Consider the following 25,388-nt stretch of genomic DNA (forward strand, 5'->3'; position numbering starts at 1 on the left):
AGGGAGAGATTATGTCAGCGGAAACGACGATTGCATTGCGGTGGTTGCAGCAGGAAGCATCCTTGCCTGTCGGAGTGACCTGGGGAGTTCCTTGGAAGGAAGGCGAGCTGAAGCGGGAGGAACCGCTTAGTCTGCAGGCGTCGGGAGACGGACAGGCGGTGCCGGTGCAAAGCTGGCCTACAGCGTACTGGCCGGATGGCAGTGTGAAGTGGTCGGCCCATGCTGCCGTATTAGGCAGAGAAGAGGCTCAAGGTCTTACCCTGAAGAAAGGGCAGGCGGCCGATCCTAAGCATAAGGTGTCCGTAACGGAAACGGAAGACACGATCACCCTGGATACGGGAGTCATCGTCGTAACTTTGGGCAAGCGGGGAGCCGGCTTGCTGCGGAGTATCGTCCGGGACGGAGCGGAGGTATGCAGCGGTGGAGAGCTCGTCTGTGTGAAGGAGGAACGCAGTGAAGTTTCAGGTACAGCAACGACCCGGGAGCTGCGCTTCGAGAGCCGGCTTCTTCGAGCTGTTGTGGAGCAAGCAGGACCCCTGCGTGCCGTCGTGAGGCTGGACGGAAGGCATCGCGGTGTCAACGGCACTCGAGAATGGCTGCCTTTCACGCTGAGGTTGTATGTATATGCCGGACTGGATTCGATACGGCTGGTACATACGTTTTTTTATGACGGAAACCCACACCAGGATTTTATCAAGGGGCTCGGAATTCGCTTCGCCGTGCCGATGAAGGGGCCGCAGTACAATCGTCATGTCCGTTTCGCAGGAGACAGCGGCTATTTCAGCGAGTCCCCGAAGACGCTTCATACCCGTCGTACGAAGGGCAAATATCGTGAGCTGTTCGAGCGCCAAACGGTGGGACAGCCGGTCGCCTTCGATGCTGCCGAGGATGCCTACTTCCTCAGCCTGCTGGACGATTCGGCAACCTGGGACAGCTTCAAGCTGGTGCAGAGCTCCTCGGAGCACTACCGTCTCTCGAAGCGGACCAAGGAAGGCTGCAGCTGGGTGAAGGTGACCGACGGGCATCGTGCCGGGGGGCTCGGGTATGTCGGTGGAGAAGGAGGAGGCTTAGCCGCCGGCCTGAGGCATTTTTGGAAGAAGCATCCGTCCGGGTTGGAGGTGCACGGCACAGCCGGCTCAGAGGCGGCCTTCACGGTATGGCTCTGGTCACCGGACAACGAGCCGATGGACCTGCGCCATTATGATACGGAGACGCATGTGGAATCGTCTTACGAAGGGGCGGAGGAGCTTCGGGCCACGCCCTACGGGATTGCGAACACCAATGAGCTTACGCTGTGGTGCTTGCCGCAAACTCCCGGGACTGAGCAGCTGGACCGCATGCTGGAGGAGTCTCAGAGCCCGTCGCTGCTTGTCTGTGAGCCGGAGTACTACCGCTCGGCAGGCGCCTTCGGCCTCTGGAGCTTGCCGGACCGGAGCAGTGAGCTGAAGCGAAAGCTGGAGAATCGTCTGGAAGGTATCATTTCTTTCTACCAGGATGAGGTAGAGCAGCGAAAATGGTACGGCTTATGGGACTACGGCGATTACATGCACAGCTATGATCCGGTACGCCACGTGTGGAACTACGACCTGGGCGGCTGTGCCTGGCAGAACACGGAGCTGGCTCCGAATATGTGGCTCTGGGTCATGTTCCTGCGGACCGGCCGCGGGGACATCTTTCGCATGGCGGAAGCGATGACTCGTCACACCAGCGAGGTGGACGTATACCACTTTGGCGAGTATGCGGGACTTGGCTCGAGGCACAATGTCGTACACTGGGGCTGCGGCTGCAAGGAAGCGCGCATCGGCATGGCAGGACTGCACCGATATTATTATTACTTAACGGCGGATGAGCGGATCGGCGATATCATGGATGAAGTGAAGGATTCGGACTTCGCCACGGTGAATCTCGATCCGATGCGGGCTTATTTCCCAAAGGACGAGCATCCGACACATATCCGGGTCGGTCCGGATTGGGCGGCCTTCAGCTCCAACTGGATGACCCGTTGGGAGCGCTATGAGGACAAGGCCTACCGTGACAAAATTTTGGTGGGTATCGACTGCGTCAAGAAGGCGAATTATCGTCTGATCTCGGGTCCTACCTACGGCTATGATCCGAAAACCGGAGTGCTGACCCCGATGGGCGATGATAACTGGGGACGGCATCTGGCGATCTGTATGGGCGGCCCTCAGGTATGGTTCGAGCTGGCCGCCATGCTGAAGGATCCGGAATGGGAGGATATGCTCGCGGAATTCGGCGTGTATTATAACAAGTCGCAGGAAGAAAAGGATGTCCTGACAAAGGGAGCGATCAGCACCAAGCATTTTGAGCACCCAGTGCTCAGTGCCGCCATCGTCGCTTATGGTGCGTATTACCGTAAAGATGTGGAAACGGCACGGAAATGCTGGTCGATTCTGATGGGCAATCCGTTCTATCAGGTTGACCTGCAGACGGAAGCCGAAATCGTTACGCACGTAGATACGTTAAACGAAATCGATTGGATGAATACGAACGAAGCGGCTCAGTGGTCGCTCAATACGATTATTGCGCTGGAACTGATCTCGGAGCATCTTCCGGAGGGAGCTGAGGACCATGGAAAGTAAAGGAAACATCAACGGCATGATTCCGTCCGAATGGAAGCTTCTATATGAGAACGCCCTGGCATCGGAGAAGGACATTCTAGGCTTTCGGATGGAAGGGGAAGGAGCCGTCTCCTTCCCGATGGGGCGGATGAGGCTGGAAAGCACCCGCGACCCGGAAGAGGGACAGAAGGCGAATCTGGTATACTGGTGCCCCGAGGATTTCCCTGGGGATCTTGCGATCTCATGGGACTTCTGGCCGATTCGCGAGCCGGGACTGGCGATCATGTTTCTCAGCGCCAAAGGAGCGGGAGGCGAGGATCTGTTCGACCCGGCGCTGGCTGAGCGCAACGGGATCTACGATCAATATCATCATGGTGATATGAACGCCTTCCACATTTCCTACTTCCGCCGCAGATGGGCGGAGGAGCGACAGTTCCATACGTGCAATCTGCGCAAAAGCTACGGCTTTCATCTCGTCGCGCAAGGCGCTGATCCGATTCCCGGCGTCCCGGATGCCGCCGGTCCTTACCGCATGCTTATTGTGAAGCAGGGAGCCGCTTTATTGTTCGCCGTGAATGAGATGGTTTTGTTCCGCTGGGAGGACGACGGAGTTACATGGGGTCCGCTGCTGGGCGGCGGAAAGCTCGGCTTCCGGCAAATGGCGCCGCTCATCGCGGAATATGCTAATTTGAAGGTTTATGCGTCCTAAGGAGTGAAGGTGAGATCTATGCTTAGAACGTCAGAAATACGCGTCCGGGATCCGTTCGTTTTGCCGGTCCCGGAGGAGAAGGCGTATTATTTGTTCGGAACGACGGACGATAATGTATGGGACGGAGCCGCCGAAGGCTTCAACGTGTACCGGAGTACCGATTTGGAGCAATGGGAGGGACCGTTTCCGGCGTTTCGGCCGGAGGCGGGCTTTTGGGCGGATCGGCACTTTTGGGCTCCGGAAGTTCACTTGTACCAAAGTAGGTACTATATGCTGGCTTCCTTTAAGGCGGAAGGGCAGTGCAGGGGAACGCAGGTGCTGCTATCGGAATCGGGACCGCAAGGTCCCTACGCTCCGGTTACGAACGGGCCGGTGACACCCAGGGACTGGGAATGCCTTGACGGAACGCTGTATGTGGATAAGGAAGGAAAGCCATGGATGGTCTTTTGCCGCGAGTGGCTGCAGGTGCAGGACGGGGAAATGTACGCTATGCCCCTGCGTGAGGACTTAAGCGCCGCTTCCGGGGAACCGGCTTTGCTCTTCAAGGCATCCTCGGCGCCGTGGTCGCGCCCTGTACGGGAGGTCAACTACGTTACGGACGGACCTTTCCTTTGGGAGGACGGACAAGGAAGCTTGCTGATGCTTTGGTCCAGTATCGGCAGTAAGGGATATGCGATGGGAATCGCCCGGTCGGCCTCAGAGGACATCCTCGGACCGTGGGTTCAGGAGGAAAAGCCGTTTTTTGCCGAGGACGGGGGACACGGCATGCTGTTCCGCGCCTTGGACGGGGCTCTTCATCTTGCCGTTCATACGCCGAACAAGTCGCCGAACGAGAGAGCGGTTTTTATTCCGATGAAACCGGAATCTTTGGTATAATTAGTCGTTAGAGAGGGGAGAGGCAACGATGCCAAAGGTGTTAATGTGCTTTCCGGGCGGAAGGCATAAGGCGCTCACGATGAGCTATGACGACGGCCGAAATGCCGACAAGCGGCTGGTGGATATTTTTAACCGCCATGGGATTAAGGGGACCTTCCACATCAACTCCGGCCTGTTCGGAACGCCGGATCGGATTGGAGAGGAAGAAATTAAGGACCTCTATGAGGGGCATGAAATCTCGGCCCATACTCTGACCCATCCCACTATCGCCCGATGTCCGAACGAGCTCATCGTTCATGAGGTGATGGAGGATCGGAGGAATCTGGAACGGATTGCCGGATATACCGTGAGGGGGATGTCGTATCCGAACGGCTCGTATAACCGCCGGATCAAGGAGCTTCTGCCGGGTCTCGGCATCGAGTACGCCAGGGTCGTACCGAGCACGGGCCATTTCGGCATGCCGGACGATTGGCTTGAATGGCAGCCTACCTGCCACCACAATCGGGATCTGATGAAGCATGCCGAGACGTTCGTCGGGCTGCACAAGACACAATATTTGTATCTCATGTACGTCTGGGGCCACAGCTATGAATTCGACAATGACAACAATTGGCACGTGATAGAGGAGTTTTGCGCCTATGTAGGCGGGAAAGACGAGATCTGGTATGCAACGAATATCGAAATCGTCGATTACACCAAGGCGTTCGAGCAGCTGAAATTTTCGGCAGGCCTGGATTTTGTTTATAACCCGACAGCCATTGATGTTTGGCTTAGCGTGGACGGGCAGATGGTAGAAGTGAAAAGCGGCGAGCAAAAGCGCCTAGTAGAGTAGAAAAAACCGGTTCTTAGGGCAGTGCAGTCTGCCTAGGGAGCCGGTTTTTATTTTGGAGCCTACCTCTCGTTTGCCTCACTTTGCGTCGGTGCCATGGCCGTTTGACGACGCCTTAATCATTTTCTTATATTCGAGCGGCGACATGGAAGCCACTTGCTTGAACTTCCGGTTGAAATGCGTGATGTTCATATATCCGACCCGCTCAGCGATTTCGATCACCTTATACGGCGTTTCTCTCAGCAATTTTTGGGCCTCGCGGATACGCAGCGTATTGATATACTCCGGGAAGTTAAACCCCGTATATCGTTTGAACAAACGGCTGAAATGGAACGGGCTAATATAAAAACGGGCGGAAACCCCCTCCATCGTAAGCGGCTTCCTATAGTGGGAATTGCAGTAATCGATCACTTCCATAATGTTCTTGTTCATCGGCACGTAGGCCACCTCGGACGCTTCCGTCAGCTTACGGTGGGCATATAGAAGAAGCTGTACGAGCAGTGATTCAAAATAAAGGTCGCGGCCTTGACGGCCTTCTTCAACGTATTCGTTTTTCATTTGGAAAATTAAATTTTCAATGTAGTTTTGCTCCATGGGATTGAATTCGACAATTCGGTTGGGATGATGAAAAGGGGACAGTAAAAGATCAAGGTGCCGGTCATGGCGCGGCTCCAGAAGCCGGTCCGTGAAGTAGATGACGGTCCGTTCATGATGCTTGCCTCCGAGCAGCGTCTTGTGGATATCGTTTTTCTTAATAAAAATCATGGAGCCCTTCTTCACATGATAAGTCCGGTTTTCAATATAGTAATATCGCTCGCCGCCAAACAAATAATAGATTTCATAATGATCGTGGTAATGAAAACGGGGCATTTCGATATTTTCCGCTTTGGAGAAAGATATTTGATAATCACCTTTCATGGCTGCAACACCCCTTTCTGACACAAGAATAACAAAGGTTAACAGAGCATTGCAAACGAAAAAACGCAAAAATAGCAAAGGTTAAAGAGGGAAAGCAGGATAGGTGTAGAGCGGCTTCCCGGGATATGCTACAGTTGCAATACGAAAGTCCCATAAGCTCTAATTCAATCGGAGGGAACCGAATGACACCGACCGGAAAGCGATTTGAATCATTGTTTCAAGAAATGGACAGCTTGTTTCAGCATTTCTACGAGTGGCTGGCCGGGCAGTACGATGCGGCCTCCGGCGGGTTTTATTACGCCCGCAGCTCCTTCGATATGGACCATTTTAAACCGGATATCGAATCCACCGCCCAAGCGTTAAACATTTTGATCCGTTCCGGCTTGCTGGAGAGCATGCCCTCCTCGGTTCGGGAACGGATGATCTCCTTCTTCCAGCAGAAGCAGGATCCGGCCACAGGCTACTTCCACGACGCGGATCCGAATATGCGCTTTGATGAGGTGATGGTATTTCGCGCGCTCGGCTATAGCGTAGGTTCCTTAAGCAAGCTGGGAGGCCGACCGCTGCACAAGCTGCCCCACGAGGCGCAAGAAAGGCCCTCGTATCTTGAGTCGCCCGATGCCTATGTGGCATGGCTGAAGTCGGTGGACCTGCGCAACAGCTGGAGAGGCTGCGATTTCATGGGAGCGCCGAATCACCATTTGGCCCGGATGAGCGAAGAAGAGCGCCGGCCTTATGTGGAGGCGGGAAGACAATATTTTGCTTCGATTCAAGATCCGGAAACCGGCCTGTGGGGCGGGGGCAACCGATATATCCGCATCTCGGGGACATTTAAGCTGCGTGCTTTCTACGACCGTTTTCATATCCCGGTTCCTCATGTCGACCGCATCTATCGAACGCTGCTGGATTGTCTGCGAAACGATGAGGCTATCGACATGTGCTGGGTGCGCAATCCGATGGACTTGCTCGGAGCGTTTCAGCACGAACTCGTGATTCCGGAGCGGGAGCTGGCCGAGATTCTCGAAATTACAATCGCCAATATGAGGCGGCTGCTTAGGGAGGATGGCGGCTTCTCGCGCGAGCTGAAGCATTCTCCGCCGGCACCGAATGTCGCGCAGGTGAAGGAAGGGGAATTTTACCCCTATATGCCGAAGCCTGTCCGTATCGGGCAGGGACTCGTAGAGGGAGACATGAATGCCGGGACGCAAGCGCTGCTGATCCGTGAGATCAGCCGGAAGCTGACAGGAGTTCCGCATCGTCCCCTCACGGAATACACGCGGAGCTTTTGGGAGCATGTCCGACTAAACGATAAGGAGAAATGAGATTATGTCCGGCGAAACAAATGAACGAACCTATGCGAACCCGATCCTGTCGGGGTTTCATCCCGATCCTTCCCTCGTCCGCGTGGGGGACGACTATTATATGGTGAACTCAACCTTTCAATATTTTCCCGCAATCCTCATTTCACACTCCAAGGATTTGGTTCACTGGGAATATATCGGTCATGGCATCACGAACAGCGAGGATATCCCGTTAACAGGCCTGCCTGACTCCTTCGGCATTTGGGCCCCGGATATCTCTTACTACAACGGAACGTTCTATATATTCGCAACCTTGCGAAACACCACGGAGAGCGGCCGAGTGAACATCATGATGAAATCCTCACGCCCGGAGGGACCGTATTCCAAGCCGGTCGTGATTAACGATAAGGGACTGGACCCGTCCCATTTTGTGGATGATGACGGTACCCACTATATGGTGTACGGCAGCAGCGGAGCTACGCTTCTTCGATTGAATGACGAATGCACCGAAGCCCTTGGGGAACCGGTTACGGTCTGGAAGGGAACGGGACGCGTGTCACCGGAGGGGCCGCATGTTCTGAAAAAGGACGGATATTACTATATTCTCCAAGCTGAAGGGGGCACCGAATACGGTCATTGTGTCACGATGGCAAGGTCTAAAGACTTATTCGGACCGTATGAGGAATGTCCGCATAATCCTGTACATACCCAATCCGACCGGAGCGCCGCTATTCAAAGAGCAGGCCATGGCAAGCTCGTACAAACGCAGAACGGGGACTGGTGGATGGTCTACCTCGCGGGAAGGCCTCTCGGCGGCGGCTATTGTGTGCTCGGAAGAGAAACGTGTCTCGATCCGGTGAATTGGACGGAAGACGGCTGGATTTCTGTTAACGAGGGGCGAGGTCCGAGCGATGTACAAGCCGTGCCAGCTCTGATGCAAGTTGTTTATAAGGAGCCGGCGACGGATGATTTCGACGCGGAGCGGCTGTCAGTGCAATGGCAGTTCGTCCGCAATCCCGATTCGGAGCATTGGTCGCTTACCGAACGGCCGGGGCATGTTAGGATTTGGACAGGCGACGAACCTCTCGAGTCCATCGACGCGCGTAACGTGCTGGTCCGCAGAGAAAGGCATCATCATTATACTGCCGCGTTGAAGCTGGATTTTACCCCGGAAAGAGGCGGGGAACAAGCGGGCTTGACCTGTTATTACGATTCCCGCTGCTTCCTGCAGCTTGCTCTGACCTATGCGGATGGGATCCGGCTGCAACTGACGGAGAACAGGGCAAGAACGCTGTCTTGTCTCAGCGATATCCCGCTGGAGTCGGCAGGCGTAATCTATTTGAAGGTGGAGGTTGACAAGGAACGCAGAGCTTTCTATTACAGCCGCAATGGGGAAGACTGGAGTCTTGCCGGGGTGGTACCGGATGCGTTGTTCTTGAGCGACGAAGGGACTCAGGAGAAAAAGGCGTTCACAGGGACGATGGTCGGCTTCTTCGCGAACAGTGGAGGCTCAGGCCGCCGAATTGCCGCTGACTTTGACTGGTTTCATTATGAAGGCCGAAACGTTTCAAGAGGTTAACTACTGCAGAAGGAAGGCGAATTCCGTGCAAACATCCAGAACTACGCAAGCTGACCGCTTTATCCACATCGTCAAGCAATATGCGGATCACGTACTGCAGCTTCATGAGAGACGCAGGGAGAAGGACGGTCTTCCACTTTTTGCCGACGGCTTCCATGCGGAGACGAAGGAACCGGTGCAATGGCTGTCCGAAGGCGAGACCTGGACGTTGTCCAATTTGGCCAGCCAGCAAAATTGGCTTCGTACGCTGTATTCCTTAAGCCATATTACAGGCGAAGAGAAATATCGCAGCGCGGCAAAGGACACGGTCGATTATGCCTTCAAGCATTTGAGATACGGGAGTCTGCTCCATTGGGGCGGTCATCTGGCCTACGATCTTGCCGGGAAACGGACCGTCTACGCGCCGGATAAGGGCCCACAGCATGAGCTGAAATGTCATTACCCGTTCTATGAACTGATGTACGAGGTGAGCCCGGAGGAGACGAGAGCCTATATCGAAGCATTCTGGGACAGCCATGTGCTGGATTGGAGCAGCCTTGAGTTCAGCCGTCACGGCAAGCCGGCAGCCGAACCGAGTGAAGGTACCGTCTGGGATCGGGACTATGCTCCGGGAGACCCTTTCTTCACAGGTACCGGCTTGACCTTCATCAACTGCGGCAGCGATCTTTATTATGCGGCAGGACAGCTTTATCGGTTTACCGGTGACGAGAAGGCATTGGCTTGGGCCAAACGGTTAAATGGACGGTATGGGGATACACGTAATCCTGTAACGGGAATGAGTGGTTATCAGTTCAGCATTTCCGTGCTGCCGGGAGTACGCGGGGACCGCGCGGTCGAGCAATTCGGAGAGCAATTACGTGCGCATCAGCCTGTAGAAGGGACATTATCGGTGGCAAGGCAGATTCATACGATTGTCGGTAAGGCCGGCATAAGCCGAATGGTGCTAGCCGAAAGCTTAGGGGAAGCGGGGAAGCCGTTTGCCGAATCGGCCGTGGACGATCTGCTTGCCTACGGCAGGTATGCCTACGAAAGCGAGACGAATCTCATGCATCCGATGCTGACGAACGGTACGCGCTTAACCGGTCTCGTGATGGAAAGGAGCGGGTATTACGGCAAACAGGGGGAAGCTTTGCAGGCTATGTCAGCCGATCCGCTGCTATTGTGGTCCTATGCCATGGGATATCGCTTGTCCGGAGAGCCGCTCCTGTGGGAATGTGTTCGAGGCATGGCGAAGGGCAATGGCCTCGGCGATCCTGGCCTGGATAGGACCGGTGAGGGACGCAGCCTAGATTACGCCACGGACAACCCGAATCCGTATACTGTATTTGCATTGCTGGAGCTGTACCGGGTTGCCGGTCAAACGGACTATTTGGAGCTTGCTTGTATCGTGGGAGAAAATATTATTCGGCAGGGGTACCGCCACGGCTTTTTCGTACCAAGCGAACGCCATCCGTACGCCAAGCTTGACAGCATAGCTCCCTTGGCGCTTCTCCATCTTGCCGCCGAATGCATAGGGACGCGTCATGAGCTGCCGGCCTTTTGCGGAGGAAGTGCGTTCTTCGGTTCCGCTTATGACGGGCTTGGGCATATTGAGGATCAGCGGCTGTTTTACTTGAGAACGGAAGGCTAACAATAGAGCAATATTCTGCGTGACGAAATAACCTCCGTTACAAGGGTCGCAAGGATCCTGTAACGGAGGTTATTTACGTACTAGCGCACTTCGATGACGGCGGTTCCGTTGAAACGATTGCCGTTCCCGAGTATACCGTTTACTTCTGTTTGAACCTCACCGCGCTGTTCACCTAACGCTTGGATGAGCGCTTTGCGGTCGAACTTTGCGAGCAGTCCTGTATCGTTCTGCTGCATTACGGAGCTTGCGTCAAGCGTCGTGCCGTTCACGGTGAGAGAAACATGGGCTGCGTCCGGTCCGGCGCCTGCAAGGCTCGACACATTCGGAAGTGAAATGTGAACGGTAACGGATGACTCCCCGCCCGAGCTCTTCACATTCAATACGCGAGGCTGCAGTTCCGCCTTGGAAGGCATCGTCACATACATGCTCGGAGCAGGTGGCTGGCTCATTCCCGCACCTAAATAATAGCTTGGATGTGGAGGCTGATTATAAGCTACATTCTGCCATGCAATGCCTAAACGGTATACCGGATCGTGAAGCAGAGTAGGCAAACGGTGCTCCGTTACATCGGTGGTGGTGTAGATTCGCAGCGCCGAATTGTCTTCGGTGCGCCAGATGACTTCCTCGCGCCAGTCGCCGAACAAATCCGCTTGAAGTACGGGATTGCCTTTCGTGTGGTTATTGGAAAGCGTGCCTTCCGCCGTTAGAAGAGTGATCGGCTGATGGTTGATGTAATCCCATTTTTCAATTTTCCCAACGCCGGTTTGCGACGTTCCGTTCCACGTGTGGTCAAGCAGCTCCCGCTGGAGGTCTCCGTCCCACCAAATGCCGAAGTTGATGGAAGATGGGGCCTTATCGCTTATTTTTTGCCCTGAGGCGCTGAATAAGCCATACCCTCCGGAGGACCAAACCTCTTCGCCGGGATATTCCGGATGGATGTCCGCGGACATCCCGCGGCCCGTATCCTTGCCGGTATATAAGCCCCAGATCGTTTCTCCGGTGTCCGCATCGCGGTACTCCAGTCCGTAAGGGGAGCTGCGATTTTCATGGACCTGGAATACCTCCATCCCCGGTCGTGTCGGATCGAGATCACCTAGGTGCATAGCGTCGCCGTGTCCGTATCCGGTTGTGTACAGACCTTGGCCGTCATGATCAATCGCAGCCGCACCGTAAATGATTTCATCCTTACCGTCACCGTCGACATCGGCTACGCTCAAGTTATGGTTGCCTTGTCCGGCATACCCTTCATTTCCGGGCGTATTGGAATCAAAGGTCCAAACCTTCTCCAGCTTGCCATCGCGCCAGTTATACGCTACCAGCACTGCGCGGGTGTAATAGCCTCTGGCCATGACAAGGCTTGGACGCTGTCCATCCAAGTAAGCGATGCCGGCAAGGAATCGGTCCACCCGGTTGCCATAGCCGTCACCCCAGTCGCTCACGTTGCCGCGAGGCGGATCGTAGGATACGGTCGTCAGCTCCTTGCCTGTAGCGCCATCAAAGATCGTCAGGAACTCCGGTCCGGCCAGGATGCGTCCTTCGGCATTGCGATAGTCAGCGTTCGGATCGCCGATCACTCGGCCCGTACCATCCACGGTGCCGTCGGCCGTCTTCGCTGCTACCTCGGCTTTGCCGTCCCCATCCAGGTCGTAAACCATCAGCTGGGTGTAATGCGCCCCGGCGCGAATGTTCCTGCCGAGATCAATTCTCCACAGAAGTGTGCCGTCCAGCTTGTAGGCATCAATATAGACCGTACCGGTAACACCGTTCTGGGAGTTATCCTTCGAGTTGGAAGGATCCCATTTCAGGATCAACTCAAGCTTGCCGTCTCCGTCTACATCGCCCAGACTCGCATCATTCGCGTTGTAGGTAAAGACGGAGCCGTCGGGGTTCCTTCCGTCAGCCGGCTTATGCAGAGGAACATCGAGATAAGTAGCGCCCCATACAGTAGCTGCCTCTGAGGCTTGCTGCTCCTTGCCTCCTGCTACCGCACGAACGGAATACTTCGATTGGGCCGTTCCGGCCGTATCCACGAAATTGGTGGAAGAGCGTAGCGGGGCTTCAGTGATCCTTTTGCCGTCGCGGTATAAATGAAAGGCAACGTCCGCAGGATCGGTTCCGAGCAGCCTCCAGCTTATGAAAGTCCCTCCCTGCGTAGGCACTGCTATGATACCGCGATCAAGGTATTCCATTTGCCGCTTGCCGTCTGCGGGAGCGATAGGGACTGCTGCTGCAACCGCTTGCATCGGTTGACAAACCGATACGATTTGCAGGGCCGCCAGCATGCTGAGCCCTGTCATTCCGGCGCGTCGTTTCCATGAGTGCTGTCGCTTCTTTTTCATCAATACTCCTCCTCGGAATTGGATGGATTTCATGGTCACTGGGGTGACTTACATAAACGTAAATGTCACCATCTTTTCCGTAAATAGGAAAAATTCGCAAGCGGCTAAAACGGTACTTATCAAGAAAGTGAAAGTCCGGCAAGAAAATGCAAGTCCCCGGCCAAAGCAGTCAAAAATGTCCGATTGTAAACAAAGGTTACCTCATTTACGCTGACGTTATATCAGATTGCAACCAATCATGGAGGGAATACGAAAATGAACCGAAGCGACGGAAAGCCTGTGGTGCAACAGCCCTGTTTTCTTGGAAGAATAAATATTCGAGCGGCGGGTCCCCGCTGCAAAATGCTGCTTGGCGATGTCAACGGCGACGGACGCATGGAAATGATCCTGGTGCAAGCCGACAATCGGCAGGATGTAAGATATATTCCTCATCAGGTGCAGTGTATCACGGTGTTCGATCTTACGGGCGAGCTCTTATGGCAGGTGGGCAAGCCTGATCCAGGGGCAGGCGGGCAAGGCTCCGATTACCCTGCGCAAATCGCCGATATCGACGGGGACGGACATTTGGAGGTACTGTGCATTATGGACGGCCGGTTTAACATCCTGAACGGACAAACCGGTCAGCTGAAGGCTTCTCATGCCTTACCCGATCCGCAAGCGCATGACTGCATCATCGTAGCCAATTTAACGGGAGGGCATACGGCGGGCGATATCATCCTGAAGGACCGATACCACCGGATGTGGGCGATGAACCGTAACTTCGAGCTGTTGTGGACGCACGAAGGAAATCCCGGCCATTACCCATGGGTGTATGATCTGGATGGGGACGGGCTGGATGAGGTGATGGCCGGCTACGATCTGTTGGATCACGATGGCCGTCTCCTTTGGAGCTGTCACGATCTTGAGGATCACGCGGATTGCGTTTGGGTCGGCGATGTAAATGGGGACGGACAGCCAGAGCTGGTCATCGGCGGCAGCGTTACCGTGATGTACGACCGGTTCGGCCAAGAGTTGTGGAGACATGAAGGCTCCGTCGAATCTCAGCATATCGCATTGGGCCGCTTCCGCAGCGATTTGCCCGGTCTTCAAGTGGCCGGCCTGGACCGGCTCGTTCGGGAGGACGACGGGAAAGGCGTGAAAGGGAAGGACGCATTGTTCCTTCTGGACAGCAGCGGGCAGGAGCTTTGGAAAGAGGACCGGCAAACGGACGGCTGGCTGACGATCATCGAGACGTTACGGAATTGGCAAGAAGGCTCCCCGGATTATATATTGGCATTCCGCCGCGGTGGCGGGGTATTTCCTTCCCTCTACGACGGGAATATGAACGTGGTCGTTTCCTTTCCGTCGGAAGGGTATGTCGTGCATGCTGACTTGTTCGGCGAAGGGAATGAACAGGTCATCATCTACGGCGATGAGACAGCGAGCATATATTCCAGCGGGCCTAAGGATTTGACGGCGAATCCGTCCGGCACCCCATTAGCTCAGCCGAAGCGGTTGTCTCACTCGACCTTATATCCCGGCGGAGAAATTCCGTTCTGAATCGGAGGATGAACATGCAGCCTTATTTCCACGAAAATGATTCCATCGCGGGTAAAGCCCGTTGCAGTCAAGACATTCTTGCCGCCGTTGCCGGCCGTTTTATCGGTTCTCATCCGAAGCTGCCCCCGGTCTTTCGGATTTATCGTGCGGACGGCTTCCTCCGCGGTGAGGATTACCGGTATGACATGGACCTGCAGAACAGATGGCCGGAGCTTAAGGACGGACAATACATCTATGTTTGGGGCAAAGTGTGGAGCGAGACGCAGGTCGATGTCCCGTTCAGCGTCAGCTGTTATAGTCCGGTGAGGGTGTTTATCAACCAAGGGCTGGCGTTTGCCTCCAATCTCAACGACGATGTGTTTCCGGAGCGCAAAAATGTTTTCCGCACGAAGCTGAATCGAGGCTGGAATCACATTGTACTGGAATTTGTAAAAACCGGAACCGGTTGCGGAGGGGTGTTCGGTACCGGCAGCATCAAGGGCTTTCCCATGCACATCCTGGCACCGACGCCGGAGAGAAACGGAGAAGAAGGCTGGGTGTACAGCCGTCCTCAAGCGGCTCCTTGGGAAGTGCTGCCTGGGGAAGGAGCCGAGGAGGTTGCCGCGGGTGACTGGTATCCTCAAACGACTTGGTCTGATGAGGAGCTGCAGGCGGGCTGCTTCGGCCGAATCTACGGTTTACAGAAAGGGCAATCTGCGTTTGCTTGGACGAAGCTGGAAGTCAGAACCGCCGCTCCCCAAACGTTCCGGCTGCAAGGTGAGCATCATGGTCCGTTGACGATATACATCAACGGCAGCGCGGTCTATGAATCAACTGCTGCATCCGGTCAGGTATCCGTCTCCGTAGACCTGGGCTTTGGTCAGCACGACCTTGTGGCCCGCTCGGTTTGCTGTGGAGGGAAGCAGTGGGGCTTTCAACTGGAAGGTCCAAGCGTCGCAACCAATACCCGGCTGAAGCTTGCTGCACCATGTCTTGTGGAGGGCTTAACGGATGTCTGGCTGTATCTTGGTCCGTTTTCCGAAGGGAGTTCACCGGAGGCGGGGGACATCACTCAGATGAATTCAACCTTTGGAACAGGAGGAGAGACCACTTATTGGCGAGCGGATCTGCCGGATGCGCGTATTCGTCCTTATCTGGAAACCGGCATGTACGGCAAATGGAACTACCCACTGGGCGTAACATTATACGGCATTATGAAGACCGGACTGGAGCTTGAAACATCTCATTACTTCCAATATGCAGCAGACCATATCGAGCAGTGTACCTCGCTGCATGAATATAGTTTGTGGGATCAGCAGCAATATGGCTCTCCCGGCATCAATCACCAGCTGACGCTGATCGACAGTCTGGATGATTGCGGTTCCTTCGGCGCCGCTATGCTGGAAGCCCACAAAATAAGGCCGCTTGCGGGAGCAGAAGCGGCAGCTGATCGAATCGCCCGGTATATTACGGAAATCCAGGATCGGCTTCCGAACGGTACCTTGTACCGGGTAAGAGGAACGACCGATTTTATGAAGGATACTGTGTGGTGCGACGATTTGTATATGAGTACGCCGTTTCTCAGCAAGTATTATGAGCTGACGGGTATTCGTAAGTATGTGGACGATGCAGTGAAACAGTTTTTGCATTACAAGGAACTCATGTACATTCCCGAGCTTCAAATCATGCACCACGTTTATGATGTGAAATTCGGCAAAGGAAACGGGGTGCCTTGGGGCAGGGGCAACGGGTGGGTGCTGTTCTCGCTGACGGAGCTTCTTGCCGTCCTCCCGGAGAATCATGAGCTGCGGCCGGACGTTCTCGCATTTTTCCGGGAGCTGTGCCAAGGCTACAAGAAGCTGCAAGGGACGCGCGGGCTGTGGCACCAAGTGCTGACGGATCCGGAGTCCTATGAGGAAGCTTCCTGCACCTCCATGTTTATTTATGCGTTCGCGCGTGGGGTTCGCTTCGGCTGGCTGCGGGAGTCTGACGGCTATATCGAGTCAGTCCTCCGAGGCTGGGAAGGCTTGGTTCGTCACTGTATTGATAAGCACGGGAATGTATATGGTGTTTGTCGAGGCTCGGGTTACTCCTTCAATAAATACTATTATAAGGACCAGCTGACCTGGCAGCTGAATGACACTCATGGCATTGGGATCGTACTGCTGGCAGGTATTGAAACGATTAAGCTGGAGAAGCATTTATGTACGAACGATTCCAAGGCAGCCCGTGAGGTCACTGTTTCATGATTTACGTTACAGGTATCCGAGCGATCAACCCTCAAGCCCTGTTCTTTTGTGTCTGATCTCGTAAGGTTTCGTCGTATGCTGCGCTTGCCCGGGAAATACGGAATACGAAACAAGAAAAAGCCCTATGGAGGGCTTTTTCTACATTCGAACTCTATTGAGCTTGCATTAGAAGCGTGTTCCAGCCAGCTGCTGTTCAGCGATTTGTACCAGGCGGCGGGTGATGTGACCACCGATAGCACCCGTATCGCGAGTTGCCATAAAGCCATAGTAACCATCTTGAGGAATTTGGATGCCCAGTTCTTGAGCTACTTCGTATTTCAATTGCTCCAATGCTTGTCTTGCTTGAGGAACTACCAATACATTGTTATTTCCGCTTTGTCCTTGAGCCATGATTTTCATACCTCCACATGCGGTTTATTGTCTTGCGTAACGTTATGATGTCCACAATTTCCCTACTTATTCATCCAATCTTTCATGTTACAATTGGGATGGGTGATGACCATGTACATTTCTCCTATGTTACTTCAAACCGCTGACCAACCCTTCAATGACCCCGCATTTCTCTTCGAGCCCAAAATTGACGGACACCGCCTCATTCTCTCCCGCTCCCAAAGGGAAACGCGAATGTGGACTGCAGACCGGACAGAATGCACAAGACAATATCCGGAGCTATATCCGGTGCCTATCGATGGCGACGTTGTTCTCGACGGACAGGTGGCCTGTCATGTCCCGGAGAACAGCCGCACTTGTACCCATTTGGTGAAGGAACGGTTACAGCTGAAGAAGAGGGAGAAGATTGCAGCTCATTCGTTTCATAACCCCGTTCATTATGTGATCTGGGATATACTTTATTTGAACGGAAGAGATTTGCGTACGCTTCCATTGGTGAAACGTCGTTCTATCTTGGAAAAGGTGCTTGCCGAAAACGATAGATTTGCTCTAGTTACACAAGTGGAAGGAAACGGCGAGGAGCTTTATCGGTCTGTTGCGGAGCAGTCCATGGAAGGTATCGTGGCGAAGAGGAAGGATTCCTTGTATGTTTCCCGGCGTTCTTCGGATTGGTTAAAAATTTGTGCACGAGGTTCATAAGTGCGGATACTTATGTAAAAAGGGAGCTAGACTTCATGGAGAAGTCCAGCTCCTTTGTGTTTGCCGTCATTAACATCATTGATTTTTAGCTCCATTAATCAAAGGAAAATAATTCCCAATAAAATGTCATTGTTCGAGGATCGTGTCGTTATGCGAAAGAACATCAACATTACTCCCAGAATCGCACCAATGAACCAACCGGAAATCAGCTCATCCAAATAGGCAAGCGGGTCACTTCAGTAACAACTTTAGTTGATTTGTTTAGCGGTAGTGGCTCGACGCTTAGGACAAAGAAATTTATGAGGTAACGGGTATTGAATCAAACCTGAAAGATTGAGTCTAATCATTTGTCCTAGTTGTTCCGAAATACTAACTATGAACATACATCGAGAGAAGGCGCTCAGTAATGGTTAATATTCGGGAAAACAAGCATAAGTTTATTAAAGCAATAAAGGATGAAGCTCAATTACAAATTTGGTACTTAAGTGAAGAAGGCGGAACGCATCGTAAAGTTGATCCGTGGTACTTGTTGAAAAGGTTCGATAAACACTACTACTTGATTGGTTATTGTCATTACCGTAAAGAAGTAAGGACCTTTCATCTAAGAAGAATAGAAAGATTTTCGATCTTAGACAAACCCATCGTAGAGAAACCAATCTCTTTATCAAAAATAATTGAATTTAAAAGAAAACAGGATTTTTCCGATTTTTTTGCTAATACAGAGAAATTTACTGCTTACGGTTATCCTGAGAAATATGAAGAAAATTTAAAAAAACTAGGAGTTAAGCTTGTCAATGAACTCATTGATGATAATACCTTTAAAATAACAAATAACAATTTACCGATTAAAAAGACTCACAATGGATATCCCCAAACGATACATCTTAGTAAAATGGACATTCCAGCGAAGTGTCGAAGTCCGTTAGAACACAAAGTTTTACTTGAACTCGAAAATGACAAAAGGGTTCGATTAATTCAAGTTGAACCCATAAAAGTTCAATACTTTTATAAAAGAGTTAGTCATCTATATACCCCCGATCTTATTGTTCATTATACAAATGGTAAGAAAGATTTGGTCGAAGTAAAACTCTCTGGGGACATCGGGCAACCTAAAAACCAGGCTAAATTTGATGCAGCAGTGAAATTTGCAGAAGAGAGAGGCATGAGATTTTTTATTATTGGTACACTTGGAAATTCACGGCCACATACAGACCGTTCGGATTGGTCTGATATGAAATCTATTGAAATTGAAGTTTATGATTCAACAGATATATCTCACTTTAGTCCTCATGACTATACATACGTATCCACAAAGAAAAAGAGAAAGCCAAGCCACACGGATTACCCTATAGTAATTCAAGTCGAAGAGCCAAAAGAAATTAATAAGGTACCTAGAAAAGTAGCAAGATACTGGAAGCTGGCATATAAAATAAAGCGTTTGAAGAAAAGGGCTCGGCATTGGCGGAGTAAGGTAATGCGTATTAATAATCGAAAGAAATCAATGATTTAAAGTTTATTAATATTTCGTCTAACCCAATTGGGTAAGCGTTTTTTATTTGAAACTAATGTCAAAAATTTTCGAAAGCACTCAATGTAATACCTAATGATGAGAAAGCTAAGACTCCAAAAATAAATTACAAGCAAGTTCGGATCAAGAAGTGAATTACATCAAAACAATGGTACAATGAAAAAAATAACAACAAAACTACTTGGATATACAATCGATTATTGATTCCCTAGATAAACGTCCCAAAGTTAACCACCGTTATTCTTATAAATAGTTTTGAATTAAGCGCATTTTAGTTACTTGCTAAATTGCGCTTTTTGTTTTGCAACGCTGAGCACTTCGGAGTGGGGTGAATGTAGTGTCAGAGAATAACAAACCCCATACGAACTGGTAAATTTGCGGCGCCGAGACACGTCGTGGTCAGCCTTACCATTGAAAAGCAAATTATGGAAGGAGTTGTTATCGACCGTGAGATTGAAATCATGGAGGGTATCCTGGAGTCGAAGTCAAAATATCGGAAAATCATTCAAGCCGGTATTGCTAGGTGGGTTAAGGACTTTCAGGATGGTCGGATTGAAATTAAAACGGTTGAGGATTTGAAGAAGCTTATTGAGATTGATATTGAGCTGCAGAAAGAATGATATTTTAAAAATGCATTCTTGTATATTCTCACCAAATCAGTCTAAAATATCATTTGGGAGAGTGAGAGATTATGGAATGGCGTCATAGAGACTGGCTTTGGTTCACTGCGGGAATAGTTTATGCATGTGGTTTTGCTTACATTTGGAAAAGCGAGGTAATGAGCGCGATTTCATATGTTTCAACTTTTATTTCAATTGCTTTAGCTTGTGTTGCTATCTACATTTCGATTCGGGAAGCAACAAAAGCAGATAACCTTAAAAAAGATCTTAATACGATTTTAGGCGAATTTAAGGAGAAACTGGGGCAGGTTGATACGAAAGTAAGTAGTCTAGATCTCGCGGCTGTAGTGGATAGTATCGCCTCAAAATATCAACTTGAGCAGTCAAAAGATAATGTTGGAGATGATAAAACAGATTCGGAAACAGTACCTGTTGAGAAAGTAAATGAGACTATTCAAAATATAGCGAACGATATAAAATCAACATTGCTTGTTGGTACAGGCGAAAGTGTCACGGCTAAGGTAATAAGAAACACAGGATTCGATACTTTGTTTTATATTGCCTACGATTCTTTGGAAAAAGATAAACCAATAACAGCGGTTGACGTACAAAAAGCTATAAGAAACTTAACAGGCATGTACCATGCTTTAGAGTTAGTGGAACAAGTTATGCATAGACATTCAACTATTGGGGTTCTAAGGAAAGAGAATGGTTGTTACTACAAAAAATGAAGCACCTCGGAGTGCTTTTTTTTATTTCCATTTCAAATTCGGAGGTAAAGTGAATGTAGTGCCTGAGCAAAACAAACCCCATACGAACTGGCAAATTTACGGCGCCAAGACATGTCGTGGTGATCCTTGCCAAGTGGTCCGTAATGTTCGATTTCAAACCATTTAGCCGAAAGCAGCTGGACGTCATTTGTAACAAAGGCTCGGTCCGGTCCGGCAAGACCATTGCTTCGATTGTATCCTGGACCCAAAATAAATATCCCCACCAGCCAAGAAGCTAGTGGGGATTATCTTTTGGGGATTTCTAAATGTACTTTCTTAGAAACGGTTTCCAGCCAATTGTTGCTCAGCGATTTGAACTAATCGGCGTGTAATGTGACCACCGATTGCACCTGTATCACGAGTTGCCATATAACCATAGTAACCATCTTGAGGAATTTGAATGCCCAGCTCCTGAGCTACCTCATATTTTAATTGCTCCAGTGCTTGTCTAGCTTGAGGAACTACCAATACATTGTTGTTTCCGCTTTGTCCTTGAGCCATGATGATCATACCTCCACATGCGGTTTATTTTCTTGCGTAGAGTTATACTCCCCACTAATTCCCTGATTATTCATCCTTCTTGCTCGTGTTACAATTTACATGGGTGATGACAATGTACATTTCTCCGATGTTACTGCAATCCACTGATAGACCCTTCAATGACCCCGCTTTTATCTTCGAGCCTAAAATAGATGGACACCGCCTAATTCTCTCCCATAAAAATAATGAAACTCGAATGTGGACCCGAAACCAAAATGAATGCACAAGACAATATCCTGAGCTACATCAAATTCCGATAGACGGAGACGTTGTTCTTGATGGCGAGGTTTGTAGTATAAACCCAGAGACAGGGCAAATCGATTTTGAACTTGTGATGGAGCGGTTCCAGCTTAAAAAGAAAGATAAGATCGCTTCCCATTCATTACAGAATCCTGTTCATTATTTGATTTGGGATATACTGTTTCACAATGGGCGTGATTTGCGATCGCTTCCTTTAATGAAACGAAGATCAATATTAGAAATAGTGCTTGATCAAAACGAGAGATTTTCCCTAGTACCTCAGATTGAGGGCAATGGGGTTGCACTTTATCATTCAATTGTTGAGCGGTCCATGGAAGGCATTGTTGCAAAGAGGAAGGATTCATTATATGTTTCTCGGCGTTCATCTGATTGGCTGAAGCTAGTGAATTACCAATATGCCGATGTGTATATTGGTGGGTATCGAAAAGACGAGTTCGGTTGGCTTGCTTATGTTGAGGAAGAGGGCAAAAAACGACTTGCTGGAATTATTGAGCTAGGTGTAGGCCCGAAGTACAAAAAAGCATTCATTGAGGTTTCTAAACAGTTAGAGATAGAAGAAGATAAAAAATTTGTTTATCTTGAGCCGCGGCTTAAGGCAAAGGTGAAGTACAGGAATTGGACCAGGCATGGAATGCTTAGATCACCATCATTTGTAGAATTCATTATCTAGGCAGGGCTAAATTACTTAATCTTACTGTTAATACTGTGTAGTAGCTGTACTATTTCTGCCATACCACGTAGGATAGCTGCAAGTAAAATGTAATAACTAACTGTTGGAATAAATTGAGGACGAGTCTCGTTTAGTCTCGGTATAAACGGAATGATAAACCCGATAATAACAATTATCCAAGACAATATTTTAAGGAAAGATGCCACTTTGTTTCCATTATTATCTGTGTAATTTAAGTCGTAGTTTTCTAATCCATCATTATCCAAGGTCAACTCTCCTTTACTCGAAGTTACTCGGTGCTAAGCCCACCGAGTTTTTTTATCCTTACCGAAAAGCACAAATGTTCCTATATTGTAAAATGAATAAAACTTTTAGAGGTATATCTATGAAAACGATTGTGAAAGAAAGTTATTGCAGATAACTGCTAATTACTCAAACGGTCGTAACAGAAAGCCGACAATACATGAATTAATGATAAAAACAGGGCGTAGTCAGGTAGATATAGATGGATGCTTTAGAATCTCTCGCGATGCAAAACAGTATTATTTGGAATAATACAGATATCGACAACATCACCTACATTCAATAATAATTTTGGAGCAGTCGAACATTTTTTAATCAAGAGCGAGATAGTAAAACGAATTTGGTAACCAATCGGTAACCAGCTCGATTTCGTTCGTATTGAACCATTAAATGGGGAGAAATAAAAACCCAGTAATATCAAGGCTTTTAGCGTATGTACATAAAAAATTCGGGCCCCGTCTCACGACGAGGCCCTTCATGGGAGAGGAGAAACCGGACGAAGAGCTTATGGGGAACGTAAGTCTTCTCCGCGGTTGTCTACGACATTTTCGGATGTCGATGATATAAGGATGCACCCCGGGCAAGAAATATATACATGAATCGGCAAAATTTTTTTCGGTTTTTTGTGAAAATCTTCGTGTTTGTGGTACGATATCAATACGATTGCTGGAAGAAGGTGCTAGGATGAGGGTCATATCGGGTCGGGCGAAGGGCAGGCCGCTGAAGGCGGTACCCGGGATGGGAACGAGACCGACCACGGATAAGGTGAAGGAAGCGATATTTAGCATGATCGGCCCGTATTTCGACGGCGGCATGGCGCTTGATTTGTTTGCGGGGACAGGTGGTCTCAGCATCGAAGCCATGAGCCGGGGGATGGACCGGGCGGTGCTAATCGACATGGATAAGAAGGCGATCGATACGGTTCGCCATAATTTGCAAGCGACCGGGTTTACCGAGCAGGCGGAGGTGTACCGCAATGACGCGCTGAGAGCGTTGAAGGCACTGTCCAAGCGCGACCTGCGGTTTGAGCTGGTGTTTTTGGATCCTCCTTATCGCCTGAAGGTAATCCACGATTTGCTGGAGCAGCTCACAATGGAGAAGCTGCTGCAGGACGGCGCGAGAATTGTTATCGAGCATGATGCGGAGGATCGCTACGAAGAACCCCTATATGGCTTGGAGCACATCAGAAGAGCGGAATACGGGGAAACAGCGGTCACGATACTCCGTTATTCTGCGGAGGAAGAAGACAAATCGGAGACGGAATTGGACGAGGGAGCTGACGAGAGGTAATGGAGAATCAAAAGGTTGCAGTGTATCCGGGAAGCTTCGATCCGGTAACGAACGGGCATCTGGACATCATTCACCGGGCGGCGAAGGTGTTCGATAAGCTGGTCGTGGCGGTGCTTAACAACACAAGCAAGAATCCCTTGTTCACGGTAGATGAGCGTGTGGAGCTGCTGCGCCAGGTAACGGCCGATTTGCCTAACGTGGAGATCGACAGCTTCCGCGATCTGCTCATCAATTATATGAAGCAAAAAGACGCGCATCTCATTGTAAGAGGCTTGCGCGCCGTTTCTGATTTTGAATATGAACTTCAGATGGCGTCGACGAATCGTAAGCTTTGCGAGGATATCGAGACGTTGTTTATGACGTCTACGCCGAAGTATTCGTATTTGAGTTCCAGTATTGTGAAAGAAATCGCCCGCTTCCACGGCCCGGTAACGGATCTGGTGCCGGCTGAAGTCGAGAAGGCGCTGATGGACAAGTATGCGGACAAACGCGGTTAGCGCTCTCCGCGACGGAATAGAAAGGCCGTAAATATGGAGACCACTACCAGCAGCAGCAAAATGGTGCCGAACTGCAGCATCATCGGGCTGACAAACGGCCAGAGCGTGCCTTGATCGAGCGCCCATGCACTTTGCCCTCCGTTGAACGCGGATAACGGCTCTTTTTGTCTCGTAAGCCAGCTGTTTAAAGGCTCCCATACAAGCGGTGTAAGGATGAAAGCAATGCCCGCATGCCACAAGCGGAACTTCAGGAACCGCTTAAAGCGCAGGTCTGTCGCCACGGTAAGGCTGCGAACCTGTGTGATGGCCGATAAGCCGCCCCAGGCTAGGACTAAACTAAGCAGGGCATACTGCCAGACCGAGGTGACGGCTTCTGCTTGCGTAAAAGCGAAGGCGCCTAAATGCGCTTCGAACATGCCGGGCAGCAAGGCTGCCATCATTTGGTTTAGCTCGTCCGAGCTCCAAACTCCGAGCAAGGCGATGGGGGAGGACAACACGGTAAGCAAGCCGGATAAATCGATGACCTTCAGCAGCACGGAGAACATCATGATGTAGCCTCCGATAATGAAGGATTGCTGAACACTCACCGACACGGCATCGCCCAGCAGCTTGCCGAAGGTGCGTCCATCTCGGGCTCCCGCCGCACGGAAGGCTTCAAGCGCATGAGCGAAAACGCCTTTGCGTCGGAAGCCGGTCAAGGGCAGCGGTTCCTCAGTAGAGCTCATTCGCTGGGCCAGCAGCACCAGAAGCATAGAACCGTAATGAATTACAGCCAATGCAAGCCCGATTGTCGCACTGTGAAGAAAACCTACACCGACAATGGTAATAAGGAACACAGGGCTAAGCACATGGGTCGCTCCGAGAAGCCGCTCGGCTTCATCGCGAGTGAGCTGGCCCTCACACCGGAGCGTGCTAATGGCGGCTGCTCCGACAGGCATACCCGCCGTAAAGCCAAGTGCGATAAGCCAGCCGCTGATACCGGGCAGCCGGAACAGAATGCGCAGCAGCGGCTCAAGCAGCGCCCCGATCCCATGCAAGGCGCCGATCCCCCGCATGATCTCCGTGATGATCAGGAAGGGCAGCAGAGCAGGGAATACAAGCTTCCACCAGAGCTGAATGCCCTGGAGGGAGGCTTTGAAGGCCTGATCGGGAAACAGGATCATACTAATAATTAACAGAAGCGCGCAAATGCCGAGCATCAGGGTAGACATGCGCGGCGAAGACAACACTCGCAGGGGTTGCATTCATATCACTCCAGCGTAAGCAAGATGGTACATGTTTACGCTTTGTCCG

General features: G+C 50.9%; 22 protein-coding genes. 16 read left to right on the top strand and 6 right to left on the bottom strand.

Annotated elements, in window-relative coordinates:
- Positions 1-11: 11 nt before the first annotated feature.
- The 4 genes from RAC89_RS22760 to RAC89_RS22775 are packed head-to-tail and all read left to right on the top strand — an operon-like array spanning position 12 to position 4,996.
- Positions 12-2,600: an exo-rhamnogalacturonan lyase family protein gene (locus tag RAC89_RS22760; RefSeq protein ID WP_306615896.1), complete on the top strand. Its 2,589-nt coding sequence runs from the start codon at positions 12-14 to the stop codon at positions 2,598-2,600.
- Complete coding sequence (locus RAC89_RS22765) at positions 2,590-3,288, top strand: DUF1961 family protein (protein WP_306615897.1); 699 nt, start codon at positions 2,590-2,592, stop codon at positions 3,286-3,288. The genes RAC89_RS22760 and RAC89_RS22765 overlap by 11 nt, the downstream gene beginning before the upstream one ends.
- Before the next feature lie 18 nt (positions 3,289-3,306).
- A complete protein-coding gene (locus RAC89_RS22770) occupies positions 3,307-4,164 on the top strand; it encodes a glycoside hydrolase family 43 protein (RefSeq protein WP_306615898.1) in 858 nt (285 codons plus the stop codon).
- A gap of 28 nt (positions 4,165-4,192) precedes the next feature.
- The gene (locus RAC89_RS22775; protein WP_306615899.1) at positions 4,193-4,996 is read left to right on the top strand and encodes a polysaccharide deacetylase family protein; all 804 of its coding nucleotides are present in this window, start codon (positions 4,193-4,195) and stop codon (positions 4,994-4,996) included.
- A 75-nt stretch (positions 4,997-5,071) separates the two neighbouring features.
- Here RAC89_RS22775 and RAC89_RS22780 read toward each other — a convergent pair whose 3' ends face one another.
- The gene (locus RAC89_RS22780; RefSeq protein WP_306615900.1) at positions 5,072-5,911 is read right to left on the bottom strand and encodes a helix-turn-helix transcriptional regulator; all 840 of its coding nucleotides are present in this window, start codon (positions 5,909-5,911) and stop codon (positions 5,072-5,074) included.
- Between the two features lie 182 nt (positions 5,912-6,093).
- On the opposite strand from RAC89_RS22780, the gene RAC89_RS22785 reads away from it, so the two are divergent.
- From RAC89_RS22785 to RAC89_RS22795, 3 genes are read left to right on the top strand one after another with little or no spacing between them, the layout of a single operon-like run.
- Positions 6,094-7,233 carry a prenyltransferase/squalene oxidase repeat-containing protein gene (locus tag RAC89_RS22785; RefSeq protein WP_306615901.1) on the top strand — a complete coding sequence of 380 codons (1,140 nt, stop codon included), beginning with the start codon at positions 6,094-6,096 and terminating at the stop codon, positions 7,231-7,233.
- Between the two features lie 4 nt (positions 7,234-7,237).
- Positions 7,238-8,791, top strand: coding sequence for a glycoside hydrolase family 43 protein (locus tag RAC89_RS22790; RefSeq protein WP_306615902.1), 1,554 nt, complete (start codon positions 7,238-7,240; stop codon positions 8,789-8,791).
- Positions 8,792-8,816: 25 nt separating this feature from the next.
- Positions 8,817-10,421, top strand: coding sequence for a hypothetical protein (locus RAC89_RS22795; protein ID WP_306615903.1), 1,605 nt, complete (start codon positions 8,817-8,819; stop codon positions 10,419-10,421).
- An 80-nt stretch (positions 10,422-10,501) separates the two neighbouring features.
- On the opposite strand, the gene RAC89_RS22800 is transcribed toward RAC89_RS22795, so the two are convergent.
- On the bottom strand, positions 10,502-12,664 hold the full coding sequence (locus RAC89_RS22800; RefSeq protein ID WP_483874686.1) for a rhamnogalacturonan lyase: 2,163 nt from the start codon (positions 12,662-12,664) through the stop codon (positions 10,502-10,504).
- A 351-nt stretch (positions 12,665-13,015) separates the two neighbouring features.
- On the opposite strand from RAC89_RS22800, the gene RAC89_RS22805 reads away from it, so the two are divergent.
- Positions 13,016-14,299, top strand: coding sequence for an FG-GAP-like repeat-containing protein (locus RAC89_RS22805; protein WP_306615904.1), 1,284 nt, complete (start codon positions 13,016-13,018; stop codon positions 14,297-14,299).
- 14 nt (positions 14,300-14,313) lie between these two features.
- The gene (locus RAC89_RS22810; protein WP_306615905.1) at positions 14,314-16,527 is read left to right on the top strand and encodes a glycoside hydrolase family 88/105 protein; all 2,214 of its coding nucleotides are present in this window, start codon (positions 14,314-14,316) and stop codon (positions 16,525-16,527) included.
- Positions 16,528-16,692: 165 nt separating this feature from the next.
- Here RAC89_RS22810 and RAC89_RS22815 read toward each other — a convergent pair whose 3' ends face one another.
- Positions 16,693-16,917, bottom strand: a complete 225-nt coding sequence (locus RAC89_RS22815; RefSeq protein ID WP_284638974.1) for an alpha/beta-type small acid-soluble spore protein — start codon at positions 16,915-16,917, stop codon at positions 16,693-16,695.
- Positions 16,918-17,043: 126 nt separating this feature from the next.
- Here RAC89_RS22815 and RAC89_RS22820 point away from each other — a divergent pair, with 126 nt between their 5' ends.
- The 4 genes from RAC89_RS22820 to RAC89_RS22835 all read left to right on the top strand — a co-directional run bounded on the left by RAC89_RS22820 (position 17,044) and on the right by RAC89_RS22835 (position 20,495).
- Positions 17,044-17,616: an ATP-dependent DNA ligase gene (locus tag RAC89_RS22820; protein ID WP_306615906.1), complete on the top strand. Its 573-nt coding sequence runs from the start codon at positions 17,044-17,046 to the stop codon at positions 17,614-17,616.
- 406 nt (positions 17,617-18,022) lie between these two features.
- The gene (locus RAC89_RS22825; protein ID WP_306615907.1) at positions 18,023-19,126 is read left to right on the top strand and encodes a WYL domain-containing protein; all 1,104 of its coding nucleotides are present in this window, start codon (positions 18,023-18,025) and stop codon (positions 19,124-19,126) included.
- Between the two features lie 443 nt (positions 19,127-19,569).
- Positions 19,570-19,764 (top strand): hypothetical protein, encoded by a 195-nt coding sequence (locus RAC89_RS22830; RefSeq protein ID WP_306615908.1) that lies wholly within the window; start codon positions 19,570-19,572, stop codon positions 19,762-19,764.
- 71 nt (positions 19,765-19,835) lie between these two features.
- The gene (locus RAC89_RS22835; protein WP_306615909.1) at positions 19,836-20,495 is read left to right on the top strand and encodes a hypothetical protein; all 660 of its coding nucleotides are present in this window, start codon (positions 19,836-19,838) and stop codon (positions 20,493-20,495) included.
- Positions 20,496-20,810: 315 nt separating this feature from the next.
- On the opposite strand, the gene RAC89_RS22840 is transcribed toward RAC89_RS22835, so the two are convergent.
- On the bottom strand, positions 20,811-21,035 hold the full coding sequence (locus RAC89_RS22840) for an alpha/beta-type small acid-soluble spore protein (protein ID WP_306615910.1): 225 nt from the start codon (positions 21,033-21,035) through the stop codon (positions 20,811-20,813).
- 112 nt (positions 21,036-21,147) lie between these two features.
- Between RAC89_RS22840 and RAC89_RS22845 the strand changes: the two genes are divergently transcribed.
- Positions 21,148-22,005, top strand: coding sequence for an ATP-dependent DNA ligase (locus tag RAC89_RS22845; protein ID WP_306615911.1), 858 nt, complete (start codon positions 21,148-21,150; stop codon positions 22,003-22,005).
- An 11-nt stretch (positions 22,006-22,016) separates the two neighbouring features.
- Here RAC89_RS22845 and RAC89_RS22850 read toward each other — a convergent pair whose 3' ends face one another.
- The gene (locus RAC89_RS22850) at positions 22,017-22,271 is read right to left on the bottom strand and encodes a hypothetical protein (protein ID WP_306615912.1); all 255 of its coding nucleotides are present in this window, start codon (positions 22,269-22,271) and stop codon (positions 22,017-22,019) included.
- Positions 22,272-22,992: 721 nt separating this feature from the next.
- Here RAC89_RS22850 and rsmD point away from each other — a divergent pair.
- Both rsmD and coaD read left to right on the top strand, forming a co-directional pair.
- Complete coding sequence (rsmD, locus tag RAC89_RS22855) at positions 22,993-23,598, top strand: 16S rRNA (guanine(966)-N(2))-methyltransferase RsmD (RefSeq protein ID WP_306615913.1); 606 nt, start codon at positions 22,993-22,995, stop codon at positions 23,596-23,598.
- Complete coding sequence (gene coaD, locus RAC89_RS22860) at positions 23,598-24,095, top strand: pantetheine-phosphate adenylyltransferase (RefSeq protein WP_284638978.1); 498 nt, start codon at positions 23,598-23,600, stop codon at positions 24,093-24,095. Before rsmD ends, coaD begins: the two co-directional genes overlap by 1 nt.
- On the opposite strand, the gene RAC89_RS22865 is transcribed toward coaD, so the two are convergent.
- On the bottom strand, positions 24,092-25,306 hold the full coding sequence (locus tag RAC89_RS22865) for a nucleoside recognition domain-containing protein (RefSeq protein ID WP_306615914.1): 1,215 nt from the start codon (positions 25,304-25,306) through the stop codon (positions 24,092-24,094). The genes coaD and RAC89_RS22865 overlap by 4 nt on opposite strands.
- Positions 25,307-25,388 lie beyond the last annotated feature (82 nt).

This window comes from Paenibacillus sp. GD4, from assembly GCF_030846225.1.
Classification (GTDB): domain Bacteria; phylum Bacillota; class Bacilli; order Paenibacillales; family NBRC-103111; genus Paenibacillus_G; species Paenibacillus_G silviterrae.